At 49.9% G+C, this 15,971-nt stretch carries 14 protein-coding genes, 1 pseudogene and 1 riboswitch; of the genes and pseudogenes, 6 read left to right on the plus strand and 9 right to left on the minus strand.

Going from position 1 to position 15,971, the window contains the following annotated elements; translation table 11 throughout:
* Window positions 1-62 precede the first annotated feature (62 nt).
* The 3 genes and pseudogenes from B9P82_RS05105 to B9P82_RS05115 all read left to right on the plus strand — a co-directional run bounded on the left by B9P82_RS05105 (window position 63) and on the right by B9P82_RS05115 (window position 3,302).
* Window positions 63-1,339: pseudogene (locus tag B9P82_RS05105) on the plus strand (nucleoside permease).
* Window positions 1,336-2,340 (plus strand): ADP-ribosylglycohydrolase family protein, encoded by a 1,005-nt coding sequence (locus tag B9P82_RS05110; protein ID WP_101700054.1) that lies wholly within the window; start codon window positions 1,336-1,338, stop codon window positions 2,338-2,340. The pseudogene B9P82_RS05105 and the gene B9P82_RS05110 overlap by 4 nt, the downstream one beginning before the upstream one ends.
* Complete coding sequence (locus B9P82_RS05115) at window positions 2,337-3,302, plus strand: PfkB family carbohydrate kinase (protein WP_053388838.1); 966 nt, start codon at window positions 2,337-2,339, stop codon at window positions 3,300-3,302. Before B9P82_RS05110 ends, B9P82_RS05115 begins: the two co-directional genes overlap by 4 nt.
* On the opposite strand, the gene B9P82_RS05120 is transcribed toward B9P82_RS05115, so the two are convergent.
* The 3 genes from B9P82_RS05120 to thiM are packed head-to-tail and all read right to left on the minus strand — an operon-like array spanning window position 3,276 to window position 5,649.
* A complete protein-coding gene (locus tag B9P82_RS05120; protein ID WP_101700055.1) occupies window positions 3,276-4,022 on the minus strand; it encodes a GntR family transcriptional regulator in 747 nt (248 codons plus the stop codon). The genes B9P82_RS05115 and B9P82_RS05120 overlap by 27 nt on opposite strands.
* 41 nt (window positions 4,023-4,063) lie before the next feature.
* Window positions 4,064-4,864: a bifunctional hydroxymethylpyrimidine kinase/phosphomethylpyrimidine kinase gene (gene thiD / locus B9P82_RS05125; RefSeq protein ID WP_101700056.1), complete on the minus strand. Its 801-nt coding sequence runs from the start codon at window positions 4,862-4,864 to the stop codon at window positions 4,064-4,066.
* The gene (gene thiM / locus B9P82_RS05130; protein ID WP_101700057.1) at window positions 4,861-5,649 is read right to left on the minus strand and encodes a hydroxyethylthiazole kinase; all 789 of its coding nucleotides are present in this window, start codon (window positions 5,647-5,649) and stop codon (window positions 4,861-4,863) included. The genes thiD and thiM overlap by 4 nt, the downstream gene beginning before the upstream one ends.
* 31 nt (window positions 5,650-5,680) lie before the next feature.
* A riboswitch (TPP riboswitch) is annotated at window positions 5,681-5,777 on the minus strand.
* A 221-nt stretch (window positions 5,778-5,998) separates the two neighbouring features.
* Here thiM and B9P82_RS05135 point away from each other — a divergent pair.
* Window positions 5,999-6,331: an RcnB family protein gene (locus tag B9P82_RS05135; protein ID WP_019077205.1), complete on the plus strand. Its 333-nt coding sequence runs from the start codon at window positions 5,999-6,001 to the stop codon at window positions 6,329-6,331.
* Window positions 6,332-6,384: 53 nt separating this feature from the next.
* Here B9P82_RS05135 and B9P82_RS05140 read toward each other — a convergent pair whose 3' ends face one another.
* From B9P82_RS05140 to apbC, 6 genes are all read right to left on the minus strand, one after another.
* Window positions 6,385-7,368, minus strand: coding sequence for a fimbrial protein (locus B9P82_RS05140; protein WP_049269032.1), 984 nt, complete (start codon window positions 7,366-7,368; stop codon window positions 6,385-6,387).
* Window positions 7,369-7,379: 11 nt separating this feature from the next.
* Window positions 7,380-9,866 (minus strand): fimbrial biogenesis outer membrane usher protein, encoded by a 2,487-nt coding sequence (locus B9P82_RS05145; protein WP_101700058.1) that lies wholly within the window; start codon window positions 9,864-9,866, stop codon window positions 7,380-7,382.
* Between the two features lie 13 nt (window positions 9,867-9,879).
* Window positions 9,880-10,560, minus strand: a complete 681-nt coding sequence (locus tag B9P82_RS05150; protein ID WP_101700059.1) for a fimbrial assembly chaperone — start codon at window positions 10,558-10,560, stop codon at window positions 9,880-9,882.
* Window positions 10,561-10,623: 63 nt separating this feature from the next.
* Window positions 10,624-11,163: a fimbrial protein YehD gene (yehD, locus tag B9P82_RS05155; RefSeq protein WP_101700060.1), complete on the minus strand. Its 540-nt coding sequence runs from the start codon at window positions 11,161-11,163 to the stop codon at window positions 10,624-10,626.
* Between the two features lie 272 nt (window positions 11,164-11,435).
* A complete protein-coding gene (locus B9P82_RS05160) occupies window positions 11,436-11,717 on the minus strand; it encodes a DUF2574 family protein (RefSeq protein WP_101700143.1) in 282 nt (93 codons plus the stop codon).
* A gap of 264 nt (window positions 11,718-11,981) precedes the next feature.
* Window positions 11,982-13,091, minus strand: a complete 1,110-nt coding sequence (gene apbC, locus B9P82_RS05165) for an iron-sulfur cluster carrier protein ApbC (protein WP_016153686.1) — start codon at window positions 13,089-13,091, stop codon at window positions 11,982-11,984.
* A gap of 164 nt (window positions 13,092-13,255) precedes the next feature.
* Here apbC and metG point away from each other — a divergent pair, with 164 nt between their 5' ends.
* Entirely contained in the window at window positions 13,256-15,289 is a 2,034-nt protein-coding gene (gene metG, locus B9P82_RS05170; RefSeq protein WP_101700061.1) for a methionine--tRNA ligase, read from the plus strand.
* Window positions 15,290-15,499: 210 nt separating this feature from the next.
* Window positions 15,500-15,958: a YehR family lipoprotein gene (locus tag B9P82_RS05175; RefSeq protein ID WP_016156964.1), complete on the plus strand. Its 459-nt coding sequence runs from the start codon at window positions 15,500-15,502 to the stop codon at window positions 15,956-15,958.
* Window positions 15,959-15,971 lie beyond the last annotated feature (13 nt).

Raw genomic sequence — 15,971 nt, forward strand, 5'->3', positions numbered from 1 at the left:
TTTAAAGGTATTATCAAATGGTACTATCAGTGCGTACCTTACCTGTCATGAAGGATTTAAAGATGAAAACTACAGTTAAGCTGTCGTTCATGATGTTTGTAGAGTGGTTTATCTGGGGCGCCTGGTTTGTACCGCTGTGGCTGTGGCTGAGTAAAAGTGGCTTTAGCGCCGGGGAGATCGGCTGGTCCTACGCCTGTACCGCGATTGCTGCGATCCTGTCGCCCATCCTGGTCGGTTCTGTCACTGACCGTTTTTTCTCCGCGCAAAAAGTGCTGGCGGTGCTGATGTTCGTCGGCGCTATTTTGATGTACTTCGCCGCCAAGCAAACCACCTTCAGCGGATTTTTCCCGCTGTTACTGGCCTATTCGTTGACCTATATGCCGACGATTGCGCTGACCAACAGTATCGCTTTTGCCAACGTCAGTGACGTTGAACGTGATTTCCCGCGCATCCGTGTGATGGGGACCATTGGCTGGATCGCCTCTGGTTTGGCCTGCGGTTTCTTACCGCAAATGCTTGGCTATAGTGACATCTCCCCTACCAATATTCCTCTGCTTATCACTGCCGGAAGCTCCGCTCTATTGGGCGTCTTTGCGTTCTTTTTACCGGATACGCCGCCGAAAAGTACCGGCAAAATGGATTTCAAGGTCATGCTGGGTCTGGATGCGCTGATCCTGCTGCGGGATAAGAACTTCCTCGTCTTTTTCTTTTGCTCTTTTCTGTTCGCGATGCCGCTGGCGTTCTATTACATCTTCGCCAACGGTTATCTGACAGAAGTCGGGATGAAAAACGCCACCGGCTGGATGACGCTGGGCCAGTTCTCTGAAATCTTCTTTATGCTGGCGCTACGTTTTTCACCAAACGCTTTGGCATTAAAAAGGTATTGCTGCTTGGTCTTATTACTGCGGCTATCCGCTACGGATTTTTTGTTTACGGCGGCGCGGAAGAATATTTCACTTACGCCCTGCTGTTTCTCGGCATTCTGCTGCACGGCGTCAGTTACGACTTCTACTACGTCACAGCCTACATTTATGTCGATAAAAAAGCGCCCGTACATATGCGCACCGCGGCGCAAGGGCTTATCACCCTCTGCTGTCAGGGATTCGGTAGCCTGCTCGGTTATCGTCTGGACGGCGTGATGATGGAAAAAATGTTTGCTTATCAGGAACCGGTGAATGGCCTTACCTTTAACTGGGCTGGCATGTGGGGATTTGGCGCGGTCATGATCGCCGTCATTGCCGTAATGTTTATGATTTTCTTTCGCGAGTCAGATAAAGAAATCACCGCCATTAAGGTGGACGATCGCGATGTAGCGTTGAAACAAGGGGAAGTAAAATGAAAGCAGAACGTATTCTCGGTGCTCTTTATGGGCAGGCGTTAGGGGATGCGATGGGTATGCCGTCGGAACTGTGGCCAAGAACCCGGGTTAAAGCCCATTTCGGTTGGATCGACCGTTTTTTACCCGGCCCTGCGGAGAATAATGCCGCCTGCTATTTTAACCAGGCGGAGTTCACTGATGACACTTCCATGGCGCTGTGTCTGGCTGATGCTCTGCTTGAGTGCGACGGAGAGATTGTACCCGACGTTATTGGCCGCAATATTCTGGCCTGGGCCGAACGTTTTGATGCTTTTAATAAAAACGTGCTCGGCCCGACCTCAAAAATTGCGCTAAAAGCCATTCGCGACGGCAAACCTGTCGCCGAACTAGAAAATAACGGCGTTACCAACGGAGCGGCAATGCGCGTTTCACCGCTGGGATGCCTGCTCCCCGCGCGCGATCTCGATGCCTTTATCGATGATGTGGCATTAGCCTCCAGCCCGACGCATAAATCGGATTTGGCTATCGCTGGCGCGGTGGTGATCGCATGGGCGGTATCACGCGCTATCGATGGCGGAAAATGGTCAGAGATTGTCGACGCGCTGCCAGCCATTGCCCGGCATGCGCAGCAAAAAAGGATCACTACCTTTAGCGCATCGCTCTGTGCACGCCTTGAACTGGCGCTGAAAATTGTCCGTAACGCTGACGGCATTGAGTCTGCCTGCGAGCAGTTGTATCAGGTTGTAGGGGCCGGAACCAGCACCATTGAATCCGTGCCTTGCGCCATCGCTATGGTTGAGCTGGCGCAGACCGATCCTAACCGCTGCGCCATTCTGTGTGCGAACCTCGGGGGCGATACCGACACCATCGGGGCGATGGCAACCGCCATTTGTGGCGCGCTCCACGGCGTAAGTGCGATTAATCCGGCATTGAAACATGAGCTCGATGCGGTAAATCAGCTGGACTTTATCCGCTACGCCAGTGGATTGATGCGACTGCGCGAGCAGCGGGAGGCACTATGAGCACCACGCGTCTGCAACAACTTCTCCCGCAGTTACGCACACAGCGACCCGTTACGGTGGTGGGTGCGGCGGTGATTGATGTCATTGCCGATGCGTATGCCCTTCCCTGGCGCGGATGTGACATTGAACTCAAACAGCAAGGGGTGAACGTTGGCGGCTGCGCGCTCAATATTGCCGTAGCACTCAAGCGGTTAGGTATCGACGCCAGTAATGCTTTACCGCTGGGTCAGGGGGTGTGGGCCGATATTATCCGCAACCGGATGGCAAAAGAGGGACTGCACAGCCTGATCGATAACGCCGCAGGCGATAACGGCTGGTGCCTGGCTCTGGTCGAGCCGGATGGCGAACGTACCTTTATGTCCTTTAGTGGCGTCGAAAATCAGTGGAACGCTGACTGGCTGGCACAGCTGGAGATCCCACGTCACAGCCTGGTTTATCTCTCGGGCTATCAGTTAGCCTCTCCGTGTGGTGAGTTGCTGGTGCATTGGCTGGAAGAGCTGGAGGAAGTGACGCCGTTTATCGATTTTGGCCCACGCATCGGCGACATTCCCGAGCCCTTACTGGCAAGAATTATGGCCTGCCGTCCACTGGTATCGCTCAATCGGCAGGAGGCGGAAATTGCCGCCGAGCGGTTTGCATTAAGCCAGGATATAGAAGGTTTTGGCGCACAATGGGTGCAACGTTTTGCCACACCGGTGGTGGTACGCCACGATAAAGACGGTGCGTGGTATTTCAGCACGCAAACTTCCGGTTGCATACCGGCATTTGCGACAGCGGTCGTTGATACCATTGGCGCTGGTGACAGCCACGCTGGCGGCATGCTGGCGGGACTGGCGTCTGGCTGGTCGCTGGCTGACGCGGTACTGCTTGGAAACGCCGTGGCGTCCTGGGTGGTAGGGCATCGCGGGGGCGATTGCGCCCCTACGCGCGAGGCGTTACTCCTCGCACACAAACACGTATAGATCGCTTCGACAATAGCTGATGCTGTATTCAATAGGCCGTTGCTGCTGGTCAAGCGCTACCTGCTTGATCACCAGCACCGGCACTTTGCTGTCCATTTGAATGTGCGCCTGGAACTCTGCGTCAGGCATTCGGGCACTGACACGTGAGCGCGTGCGCTGCGGGAAAATATGCTGGCTGCGAAAATAGTCATACAGTGAAACGCCGATGGCATCCACGTCATGGATTAGATGGGCAGGAACCCATGACTCTTCAATAGAAACCGCATCTTCATCTACGTAGCGAATGCGCTTGAGCAAGAAGACGTCACTCCCCATAGCAACAGCCAGCTGCTGCGCTACCTCTTCCGGGCAAGGCACAATCCGCTTGTTAACCCACAGCGTATCTGGTTTTTTACCGCGCAACACCACCTGCTGTGAAAAACCACGCGCTTCTTTTAGCGAATACTCGAAGATGTTGTTGATCTGCGTCCCGTAACCGCGGGCGCGCGTCACGACGCCTTCTTCTTCCAAAGCCTGCATCGCCTTACGAACCGTAATTCGCGAAACGCCGGTCAACTGGCTGAGATCGCGCTCGCCGGGCAGGATGTTTCCATGCTCCAGAATCCCGCTGCGCACAGCGTTTTTCACCGTTTGCGCAAATTTCATATACAGCGGCGTGTTATCTGCCGCGGAAATACGTTCATTCAGTTGCGCGATAAGCTGGGTATGCGCTTGTTCCATTTATCTTTTTCCTGCAGCCGTTTCTGCAGCCAGTATACTCATTACCACCACGCGTGGAAATGATGCACCGGACCAATTCCCTCACCGACTTCCAGGGTGTCGGCCTGCGCCAATGCCGCTGAAAGCCACAACTTAGCTTCCTGCAGTGTCTGTGCCCAGTTGTCATGGCGCGGACGCAGCGCCGCCAGCGCCGCCGATAGCGTACAGCCAGTACCGTGGGTATTTTTGGTCATCACCCTTGGCGCGGTAAAACGCTGCTCGCCATCACGGGTAAAGAGCCAGTCGGGGCTTTGCGCATCCTCCAGATGACCGCCTTTCATCAACACCGCCTCGCAACCCAGCGCCCGCAGCGCCCTTCCCTGCTCTAACATCTCCTGCTCAGTCTGCGCATGGGGAGCCCCGAGCAGCGCCGCAGCTTCGGGTAAATTTGGGGTGATAATCGAAACCTGCGGCAGCAAATGGGTACGCAGCGTTTCAACCGCCGAAGGAGACAGCAACGGATCGCCGCTTTTCGCCAGCATCACGGTATCCAGCACGACATTTTGCACCCGATGGCGACGCAAGCGTTCGGCGACCGCTTCAACAATATCCGTTTCCGCCAGCATACCGATTTTAGTGGTGTCGATACGCACATCACTGAACACCGAATCCAGTTGTGCGGCGACAAAGTCAGGTTCAATGCGATACACCGACTGCACCCCGCGCGTATTTTGCGCCACCAACGCCGTGATAACCGAGCAGCCATAAGCGCCAAGCGCCGAGAACGTTTTTAAATCGGCCTGAATACCCGCACCACCGCTTGGATCGGTTCCGGCAATCGTTAATGCGTTAATCCGTTTCATAGTTGCTCCTGCGCGTTCAGGTTATAGAGGGCGTCGATAAATGCCGGGACAAAACTGCCCGGTCCGGTTGATTGTTGAGTGGCTATTTGTCCAGCCTGTTTCATCCAGCTACAGGCAGAGGCGACGTTATCAAGCCGGTCACCGTGCAGGGCGCAACTGGCCGCAACGACCGCCGACAGCGCGCATCCGGTGCCCACCACGCGCGTCATCAACGGATCACCGCCGTTCACGCAGACGGTACGCTGACCATCGGTGACATAGTCAATTTCGCCGGTAACTACGACAATGGTCCCAACCTGACGAGCCAGTGCCTGCGCTGCAGGAAGCGCAGCGGCTGCCGTATTGGTCGTATCCACGCCGCGTCCCCCGCCGTTCATACCCGCCAGAGCCAGTATTTCCGAAGCGTTGCCGCGGATAGCTGCAGGCTGTAGCGCCAACAAATCCAGACAGAAGCGACGACGAAACTCCAGCGCCCCCACGGCAACGGGATCGAGCGTCCACGGGGTTTTAGCAAGTTGTGCCCGCTCAACTGCGGCACGCATCGCCGTAGCCCGTTCCCGGGTTAAGGTGCCGACGTTAACCAGTAATGCACTGGCAATAGACGCGAACTGACTGGCTTCCTCAGGCTCGATTACCATTGCAGGTGATGCGCCCAGCGCCAGCAGCGTATTGGCCGTAAAGCTTTGCACGACCTCGTTGGTCATGCAGTGTGTGAGAGGGGAAAGCGTTCTAAATTGGTGTAAGGTGTGAGCCGCGAGTGCGCGGCTGTGCAGGTCAGGCTGCATGGTTCAGCTCCTGCCCGCGCGAAGAAGGGACACGAGCAGTGTCAGACTTCCCTACGCTGGCATTATCCAGATCAGGTGGTACGGGTATTTCTCAGCCTTCACCAGGAAGGGCACCCCGAGTCGTTGAAACACAAGTTTCGGTAACAGAATACTGCCTACGCTTGATGATGTAAATTAGCGCAGCACCATGGCCCTCCACGAAATTACGGGGTAAGGTTGCAGCTATTCTGTACATTCATTTACACTTTTTACGAAATGACTGGCGTGATCACAAAAAAGTTCTTGTCAGATGCCCTATAAGCCAGGAATGATACACGACTGATGTTGATGACCCGAACAGGTAAAGAGGATGGGTATGAAGAATAAAATGTTGCTGGGTGCACTCCTGCTTGCAAGCAGCGTCGTCTGGGCCGCGCCGGCCGCAACAGCTGCTCCCACCGGAATTGATAAGTATGAGTTGAGCGGTTTCATCGCCGATTTTACCCATTTTAAACCTGGTGACACGGTCCCACCGCTGTACCGTACTGACGAATATGCGATTAAGCAATGGAACCAACGCAACCTGCCAGCACCTACCGCCGGTACCCACTGGACCTACATGGGTGGTGCGTACGTGCTGATCAACGATGCTGACGGTAAGATCATTAAAGCCTACGACGGCGAGATTTTTTATCATCGTTAATAGAAAAAACACGTACTTTCAGCAAGAAAGTACGTGAAATACCCGCAAATCAATTAGTCATAAGATACTGCAAATATCACTTTACTTTGTATTTCACCAGGCAGTAATGATTCCCCTGTCACGCGAACATATTTCGCAGTAATAGGGAAAGTGTACTGATTACTGATTGCTTCCAGTTTGGTCATTCTGTTCATCAGATTATCCCCCTGTTTTAGAGGAGAAGTCGCGGTGCCATTATATATCTGGAACCCCACCCCTTTGGCGCCATTCGCTATCGTGTTTTTTAGTATTTTCCCGCTTTCATCCCAGTCACCGCGCACCACCTTAAAAGTGACGGGATTAGTGGTGACGTTATATATACTTTCGCAATTCAATACCAGATTTGTAGAACCCGATTTGGTATTATTAACCGTGAGCATTTCATTTAATGTGGTATCTGGCATTTTAATTTCGTATCGAGGTAATGAAAACTGACACGTGGTGGGTTTATGCGTTACTGTAAAGCTTAAATTCTGTGTAAAAGCTGAATTACTCGATAAACGTCCGGTAACCCAGCAATAAAGATAAGCTAACCAGTTTGAAGTACAAGAATTATCAGAGGTAATACTTACTGCCGGGTCGCTCAGACTAAACGCATCACCGGATACTGTCTGCTTAATAGTCCCTGAATTTACATATCTTGCTGAGATGGTGAAACTTTTGGTATCCAGCACTTCGCCGGCACTAACCGTTTTCTTACCAATACTTACTGGAAAATCATTGCTGGTCAGATTGATATTAATTAAAACCTTCTTGCCGCTGCCCCCCTGAATTGCAACAATGTAATCCTTGAGCGGTGTTGTATAATATAAGCTATCACTGTTGGCTGTACACACTATGTTGCCACTGGAACTGAGATTAATTTGATTTGTTGCTGTTCCAGATGTCATATCCAGATTAATTGTCGTTAACCCGCCATTTTTCGTCTGAAATGTACACCCGGCATCAGCACCAAAGGATGACAGCAGCAAAAATATCAAAAATACGTATCCTTTCATATCTTGCATCCTTATCGGCAAATATAGACTTTATTCTCATCAATCACCCTATCGAAGGTAATTGTACAGAACTGTCCCTGCTGTTTATTAACTGCAACACGTACCGACGCGGGAATATCGTTGGTGCGAATAAATAACCGGCTACCCTGCCCCACCAGGCCCACATTATTACCGATATCATCTTCCACTTCATAACCGAAAGATAACGGAGAGCCGTCCGGACGCTCGGCAAGAAAGTACCAGGGTTTGCGCCGATCGGTTTCAAACTCCGTCATCACGACCGCACCGCGATAAGGTACTGTACCTTTTCGATTGCCCAGTAATGCCACATCGCTATTAGTGTCAGAAAGATCCAGCATCAGCATATTTTCACGGTACGGCGTCAGACTGTCGTAAACCGCGTAACCTTTACTGTTGGTTGTTAGGTAACGATGCCCTTGCACAGCCGCACCCTGTAACCCAGGCGCTTTAACAATGGCGAATGTATCTGAAAGCCGGGGAGTCAGAGCCACGCCCTCAGACCACACCACGATCCCCCCCTGAATATTGCCGCTGGCCTGTTGATACTTATTCGATTGGCTGTAACTACTGCCTACAGTCGCCACTGGCGCGCGCCAGACCATGCTAACGCCCGCCGTTGTCTCGTTCCCCTGTCGTTGCTGACTGAGGTTGGCACCATAGCTGAATTGATCGCGATGACCCGTCACCCCGCTTAAGCTGGTGTTATTCGACTGAAAGCCGTCATTATCAAATGTCGTGGAATTAGAGACGAACAGATCGCGTCGAGGAGTGGAAATACCGTCCCCCCACGAGAACGGGATGGAGATATACAGGTTAAAACGCTTATCCTCGTGGTTGTCCTCATCGTACGTTTGACTCACGGCAACGGTATAGCTAACTCGCTGCCAGGCGTTAGAGTAGCTAAGTTGATAATCTTTGCCATTTCCACTGCGTTGCCAATAGTCGCGCCACAGGCCGCTAACCGCCAGGGATCCCCAGTTTTCGGGTAACGCTTGATTTATATTCAGTGAAAAACTGTTCTTGCGGCCAAAGTCGTTTTGATAGTAGTCCGCAATGTCATAAACATCGTTTTTATCGCGATTATAGTTATTTTTATTATTCGCCCACACGTAGTCATTAAAGGTACGATAATCCCGCGAGGAATAACGATAAGCTGCAAGTGCAAACTGCGTACCGGTCTGCGTGACATATTTGTTCCATGCAACCTGATAGCTCTGACCATCAAAAACATCACCATTATCCTGCTTGCTATGCGATCGCGTGGCGTCTACCGATACTGCGCCAATGGGTGTATTCCAGCCAGTCCCAAGCACAAATGAAGAATAGTTTTGCGACAGCATTGTACCGCCATAGACCGTTAGCAGATTGTTCAGACCATACTGATAACTCCCTTGCAGGAAATCATACTGATTGCCAGCCCCTTCAATATGGCTACGCCCTGCAGCGAAATCATATTTCGATACGCCCGACTGCAGCATATTTGGCACAGATGAAAAAGGCACCAGATAATGAGATATCGAACCGTTAGCCTCTTTCACACTGACATCTAAATCTGAACCGCCGCCAGCGAGTTGTAGATCATCAATAGCAAATGGGCCTGGTGGCACTTCTTTCTGGTAAATAACAAAACCATTTTGTTCGATGGTTACCAGGGCGTTGCTCTGGGCAATCCCACGAACTACAGGGGTAAAATTCTGTTTTGAGTTTGGTAACATTTGCATATCGCGCCAGATACGCACACCACGAAAACGTACGGCATCAAAAATATCAGCCCCGGTATACATGTCACCGGCGCGCAATGTACCAAGAATCGACGGCACACCACGTTCCACATATAACGTGTTGCTCTTCCATTTGCCGTTGCCCTCGTTACCTTTCGTATAGTTGTCACTTGAATGCAACTGCCACCCCAGCAGGTTCAACCCGCTATTCAGGTTCACATAGCTGCTTTTATCATCACCACCGTGTTTATAATTACTGTAATACTGGCTGGCGTAATAAGAGGTATAAAAAGCGTTCACCCCACGATCCCAGGTTTCAGGCGGCATATATCCTGGTTCATATTCAATCACATACGCCTGAGGCACGCTTAAATTTAGAATAAACTCCCCAATGTCATAACTAACACTGCCGCCCTGCACTGCTGCACGCAGCGGCACGCAGCCTTCTTGTTTATCCGTTTTAATGTTCCCGGTGCGAATACCAATTTGCTGCAATTGTGCCCAGGACAGACATGTCAGTTCGGGATCGTCTTTAATATCAATATCGTACCGACCACGCCACTTATTATTAAGATAAACATCCATTTCATATATACCGGGCATTGGCTTATCGCCATCAATTTGATAGCGAGAGATTTTCTCACCATTCAAACCACCGATCATAAAGTGGGTATCAAACGTGTCTTCTTCAGCCCATGCAGATGAAGCAGCCAACACCGACAGGATTGACAGTGTAATAGAATTTATCGTTGACATAATCAATCCTTGACTATCTTTCCGTTTTTATTTTTTCACTTAAGTAGTTTCCGTGATCATCAATAAGAGTAACCTTGTAATGATTAACGACAGCAGTGGTGATGACCTTTTTATCTGACCACGGAGCAAGTAATACTGTCTCGCTGTTTATTTTTGAATTACCCACTAGTTCAGGAATAGTAATCCAGTTGGCAGAATTATTTTTGATATTAATGCCACCGCTGACATCTCTGACGCTTAAGCGAGAAAAGCTTTTTTCATCTACACCGGCGATACCCTGCGGGCGATATATAAATTTGATGCGATTCTGCATAGCAAATTTAATCATGTTCTTACCTTCTGATTCCGCAGAATTAGGAGGAATATCTAACACATTCAGAAAAAAAAGGCTTTCACGATCTTTCGGCAGGGTATTTGCCAATTGCTTAATTTTCAGTTGTTGACCAGAGCCTCCGCTGACCTTTGCCACAGGAGGGGTCATTACAAATGGCACGTGGATTTTTTCGGGTGGTAGAACGGTATCTCCGTCATCTATCCAGGATTGAACCAGCGAGCTGCGACTGCCTTCATTCATTAACTGCACGGTGATTTCTTGTTTCTGTGCCGGATAAATGACACGGGTGCCGTAAATGTATATGCCGCCCCACGCAGGCATTACTGTACCGGCCAGTAAAAACACGAGTATTTTTTTCATTATAATTATCCTTACTGCGGAAATAATCGGCGGCCGGAGCCGCCGACAAACAGGATAGTCATCTTAATCAGTAACAACCGTCATCGTCAGCGAAGAAGCCACATCACCAGCGGAGACATCGGCAGTACCAATTTTCGCGTAGCGTGCGCTAAAGTTCAGAGTATATTTATTGTCCGCAGTTTTAGTTAACTCAATACCTGTATCGGGGTTAACCTGTTTAGTAAAATCATCACCATAGTAAACGGTGAAGCCAGCACCATTATTTGCTGCGGTATTTCGTGTAATATATTTATTTTCGCTGTCAAATTGGGAGCTGGAGAAAGTAATTTTTGGTGCTTTACTTCCTGTACATTCAACCGTCAATGGCACGGTAGTTTTATTTGAGTATCCTTCATAAACACCACCAGCACCTAAGGCATTTAATCTGTCAGCACCAATTTGGTTCATACCAATGGTCGCAGTGGTATCCCCTGTAAATTTACAGGTGGTCCCTACTACCTTACCAGTAATAATCAGTTCACCCTGATCAGAATCAGCAGCAAAAGCTCCAGCGCTCATAACTACAGCGGACAGAACAGCAGCAGAAATAATTGAACGTTTCATCGTATATTCCTTAATGAATTAATTTCTATTGGTTAAGAGGACTTAACCCGTGAAATTAAATTCGCACACCAGAAACGTTACCGCAATGTAAACGCGTTGTTTTATTGATTTAAAACAAATTGCAAAGCGCAATATAATAGAAACAAATCAGTCGATTTTTTTATTCTTTTAAATTAATAAATTTACGAAATTAACTGTCGGAATGGAATTCTTCAGAGAAATGGTCAGCCACGTATTATTCACAATAATAATGCATGGCTGATAAAAGACGTTTAATCGTAACGCGTCATCACAATTTGTCGTGTAGCGTCACCGGTGATAGTAACAATTTCAGTTACCGCACCTTTTGTTGGATTGGAAACACCCGCTCTGACGTTTGAAAAGGAAATAGCATTGCCACAGCGTTGCTGCACTTCGTTATTTACAACATCAGCGCTACAGGTGGGTTCAGTTACCCGACCATTGATATTCAGGGTGGCAGTATTTGTGGCGAAAGCAGAAGCGCTCATTCCATAAGCCAAAGTAATAACTCCCAAGAATAAATTTTTTTTCATTACGTTCATTATTCCTGTATCGGTTGGGAAACAGCACACAAGCCGTCTTTCCAGTAGATTATGGATTAACTGCCTCGCTAAGACTAATTGAGATTGTAGATTAATTCGACCAATTTGATCAATTTAAATGATGCATTGAGGGTGTTTATTCAGAAAAAGACATGAATTATACAGTCCGGATAAATAATTGAGTGAGATTTTTCATCCAATATATTCACCGCATCAATGCATTATTGATACGGTGAATCTTTTTAACGCTATTAATTACACCGCGCGGAAAGCAATTTCACCCGGGATCACTTCCCCTTGCCAGTAGAGCTGGGCAGCGACACGTCCTGCCAGGTCGCGGTAAATGGCGGTAAATTCGCTGTCAGGACGGCTGATGACCGTCGGCGTACCACGATCCAGGTCTTCACGCAGAGAAATATGCAGCGGCATCTGTCCCAGCAGTTGGGTGTGATACTGCTCAGCCAGTTTCTGCGCGCCACCGGTGCCGAAGATTGGCTCGTGATGACCGCAGTTGCTGCAAATATGCATACTCATATTCTCAACAATACCCAGCACTGGCACTTCGACTTTTTCGAACATCACGATGCCTTTTTTCGCATCGATCAGCGCGATGTCCTGCGGAGTGGTCACCACAACAGCCCCCGTGACCGGAATGTTTTGCGCCAGCGTCAACTGGATATCACCCGTACCCGGCGGCATATCCAGTACCAGGTAATCAAGATCCGGCCATAAGGTTTCTTGCAGCATCTGCAGCAGGGCTTTGCTGGCCATCGGGCCACGCCACACCATCGCATTATCGTCAGTAACCAGATAACCAATAGAGTTTGTCGCCAGGCCGTGAGACATGATCGGCGCCATATGGGTACCGTCTGGAGAGGTTGGACGCTGGTTTTCCGCACCGAGCATCGTCGGGATTGACGGGCCATAAATATCGGCGTCCAGAATCCCTACCTTCGCCCCTTCCGCAGCCAGCGCCAGCGCCAGGTTCACGGCAGTTGAGGATTTACCCACACCACCTTTACCCGAACTGACGGCGATGATGTTTTTTACACCATTAATGCCCGGCTGGTTTTTCACGCGTTTCAGCGTCGCAATGTTATGCGACAGTTTCCAGTCGATCGCTTTCGCACCAGTAATACGCAGCAGATCGGCGCTACATTGCTCTTTTAAGTCCTCAAACGCGCTCTGCCAGACAAACGGCATGACCAGCTCAACGTGCAACGTGTCATCCATCCAGGCGACGTGATGCAACGCTTTAAGCGTCGTCAGATTATGCTTCAGGGTTGAATGCTGAAAATTCGCCAGCGTCCCGGCAACCATCGCGCGCAGGGTCTCTGGTGATTTGGCCTGGGATTGTGCGTTCATCCCGACTCCTTTTTGTTGTTCTGAAAATACAATAGTCACCAGGTAGTTTACTCCAACCGCAACAATTATTCATTTACGGATAAATGCCCTTATCGCTTGGCGCAGTAATTACCATTTTGGTACTATCAAAGCCCTTTTCACTACAAAAGAAGTAATTGCCCACTATGACTCAAGTCGCGAAGAAAATTCTGGTAACGTGCGCGCTGCCGTACGCCAACGGCTCTATCCACCTCGGCCATATGCTGGAGCACATCCAGGCTGATGTCTGGGTCCGTTACCAGCGAATGCGCGGCCACCAGGTTAACTTCATCTGCGCGGACGACGCACACGGTACGCCAATCATGCTGAAAGCACAGCAGCTTGGGATCACGCCACAGCAGATGATCGGTGAAATGAGTCAGGAGCATCAGACTGATTTTGCGGGTTTTGACATCAGCTATGACAACTACCACTCTACGCACAGCGAAGAGAACCGTGAGCTGTCTGAGCTGATTTACACGCGCCTGAAGGAGAACGGTTTTATTAAGAACCGTACTATCTCCCAGCTTTACGATCCGGAAAAAGGCATGTTCCTGCCGGACCGTTTCGTTAAAGGCACTTGCCCGAAATGTAAATCTCCGGATCAGTATGGCGATAACTGTGAAGTTTGCGGCGCAACCTACAGCCCGACCGAACTTATCGAGCCGAAATCCGTCGTTTCTGGCGCGACGCCGGTAATGCGCGACTCCGAACACTTCTTCTTTGACCTGCCGTCATTCAGCGAGATGCTGCAGGCCTGGACACGCAGCGGCGCGTTGCAGGAGCAGGTCGCCAACAAAATGCAGGAATGGTTCGAATCCGGCCTGCAGCAGTGGGATATTTCCCGCGATGCCCCATACTTCGGTTTTGAAATCCCGGATGCGCCAGGCAAGTACTTCTATGTCTGGCTGGACGCACCAATTGGCTATATGGGTTCGTTCAAAAACCTGTGCGATAAGCGCGGCGACACGACCAGTTTTGATGAGTATTGGAAGAAAGATTCCGACGCCGAGCTGTATCACTTCATCGGTAAAGACATCGTCTACTTCCATAGCCTGTTCTGGCCGGCGATGCTGGAAGGCAGCAACTTCCGTAAGCCGACCAACCTGTTCGTACACGGTTATGTGACAGTAAACGGTGCGAAGATGTCCAAATCTCGCGGTACCTTCATTAAGGCCAGCACCTGGCTGAAGCACTTTGACGCCGACAGCCTGCGTTACTACTACACAGCGAAGCTTTCTTCACGCATTGATGATATCGACCTGAACCTGGAAGACTTCGTTCAGCGTGTAAACGCCGATATCGTCAACAAAGTAGTCAACCTGGCATCACGTAACGCAGGCTTTATCAGCAAGCGTTTTGACGGCGTACTGGCGGCTGAACTGGCCGACCCAGCGTTGTATAAAACCTTCACTGACGCTGCTGCGGTGATTGGCGAAGCATGGGAAAGCCGTGAATTTGGTAAAGCTATCCGTGAAATCATGGCGCTGGCCGATGTGGCAAACCGCTACGTTGACGAACAGGCTCCGTGGGTCGTTGCTAAACAGGAAGGCCGCGATGCCGACCTGCAAGCGATCTGCTCCATGGGTATCAACCTGTTCCGCGTCCTGATGACTTACCTGAAACCGGTTCTGCCAACGCTTGCTGAACGTGTAGAAGCTTTCCTGAACAGCGAGCTGAGCTGGGATGCCATTAATCAACCGCTGCTCGGTCACAGGGTCAACACCTTTAAGGCGCTCTACAATCGCATCGACATGAAACAAGTTGAAGCGCTGGTGGAAGCGTCGAAAGAAGAAGTGAAGGCCGCTGCCGCACCGGTAACCGGCCCGCTGGCGGATGACCCGATTCAGGAAACCATTACCTTTGACGATTTCGCCAAAGTTGACCTGCGCGTGGCATTGATTGAAAACGCCGAGTTTGTGGAAGGTTCTGACAAACTGCTGCGTCTGACGCTGGATCTCGGTGGCGAGAAGCGTAACGTCTTCTCTGGTATTCGTTCTGCCTATCCGGATCCGCAGACCCTGGTTGGACGTCAGACCATTATGGTTGCTAACCTGGCACCTCGTAAGATGCGCTTCGGCATTTCTGAAGGGATGGTCATGGCGGCAGGTCCTGGCGGGAAAGATATCTTCCTGTTAAGCCCAGACGAAGGCGCAAAACCTGGCCAACAGGTGAAATAAATCAGACATCTCGAGCGCTGCAACTGCAGCGCTTTTTTTTGCTGAGGGATTTACCTTTAATCTTAAACACACTCCCCCACTCCATTTTCGGACTGCTTAGCCATCGCTATTAGATTTATTCTATACTGCTCTACTATTAAGGCCGCCCGGCCCCATCATATTCATTAGCGTTATTATTTAGCATTCGATATTCATAAAATGGAGTTTTACATGACAGCGTTACAAAAATTAGTTTCTCTCGCCGTGGCATCGGTTGTGGTTTTTTCCCTGGCGGGTTGTGGTGATAAAGAAGAGACGAAAACATTCAATGCCAATCTTAACGGTTCGGATATCACCGTCTCTTACACCTATAAAGGTGACAAAGTTCTGAAACAAAGCTCCGAAAGTAAAATCAGCTATGCGTCTGTCGGCGCCAGCAATAAAGAGGAAGCCGCAAAAGTATTCGATGCGTTAAGCGCCAAATATCAAAATATTGCAGGCGTAGAAGAAAAGCTCACCTATACAGATACCTACGCGCAGGAAAATGTCACTATCGATATGGAAAAAGTCGATATAAAAGCGTTACAGGCAATTTCCGGGATGAAGCTTTCTGAGAAAGCCGATAAAAATATCAGCATGAAGCAAATGCAAACGGTAATGGAATCGGCGGGTTTTAAAGAAGTGAAATAACATCCTGGCGACC

It is taken from the genome of Citrobacter sp. L55, assembly GCF_002850715.1.
Taxonomy (GTDB): domain Bacteria; phylum Pseudomonadota; class Gammaproteobacteria; order Enterobacterales; family Enterobacteriaceae; genus Citrobacter; species Citrobacter braakii.

Excerpts from the sequence above, each read along its gene's own strand:
- B9P82_RS05110 (WP_101700054.1), top strand. The coding sequence starts at position 1,336 with ATGAAAGCAGAACGTATTCTCGGTGCTCTTTATGGGCAGGCGTTAGGG.
- B9P82_RS05115 (WP_053388838.1), top strand. The coding sequence starts at position 2,337 with ATGAGCACCACGCGTCTGCAACAACTTCTCCCGCAGTTACGCACACAG.
- B9P82_RS05120 (WP_101700055.1), bottom strand. The coding sequence starts at position 4,022 with ATGGAACAAGCGCATACCCAGCTTATCGCGCAACTGAATGAACGTATT.
- thiD (WP_101700056.1), bottom strand. The coding sequence starts at position 4,864 with ATGAAACGGATTAACGCATTAACGATTGCCGGAACCGATCCAAGCGGT.
- thiM (WP_101700057.1), bottom strand. The coding sequence starts at position 5,649 with ATGCAGCCTGACCTGCACAGCCGCGCACTCGCGGCTCACACCTTACAC.
- B9P82_RS05135 (WP_019077205.1), top strand. The coding sequence starts at position 5,999 with ATGGGTATGAAGAATAAAATGTTGCTGGGTGCACTCCTGCTTGCAAGC.
- B9P82_RS05140 (WP_049269032.1), bottom strand. The coding sequence starts at position 7,368 with ATGAAAGGATACGTATTTTTGATATTTTTGCTGCTGTCATCCTTTGGT.
- B9P82_RS05145 (WP_101700058.1), bottom strand. The coding sequence starts at position 9,866 with ATGTCAACGATAAATTCTATTACACTGTCAATCCTGTCGGTGTTGGCT.
- B9P82_RS05150 (WP_101700059.1), bottom strand. The coding sequence starts at position 10,560 with ATGAAAAAAATACTCGTGTTTTTACTGGCCGGTACAGTAATGCCTGCG.
- yehD (WP_101700060.1), bottom strand. The coding sequence starts at position 11,163 with ATGAAACGTTCAATTATTTCTGCTGCTGTTCTGTCCGCTGTAGTTATG.
- B9P82_RS05160 (WP_101700143.1), bottom strand. The coding sequence starts at position 11,717 with ATGAAAAAAAATTTATTCTTGGGAGTTATTACTTTGGCTTATGGAATG.
- apbC (WP_016153686.1), bottom strand. The coding sequence starts at position 13,091 with ATGAACGCACAATCCCAGGCCAAATCACCAGAGACCCTGCGCGCGATG.
- metG (WP_101700061.1), top strand. The coding sequence starts at position 13,256 with ATGACTCAAGTCGCGAAGAAAATTCTGGTAACGTGCGCGCTGCCGTAC.
- B9P82_RS05175 (WP_016156964.1), top strand. The coding sequence starts at position 15,500 with ATGACAGCGTTACAAAAATTAGTTTCTCTCGCCGTGGCATCGGTTGTG.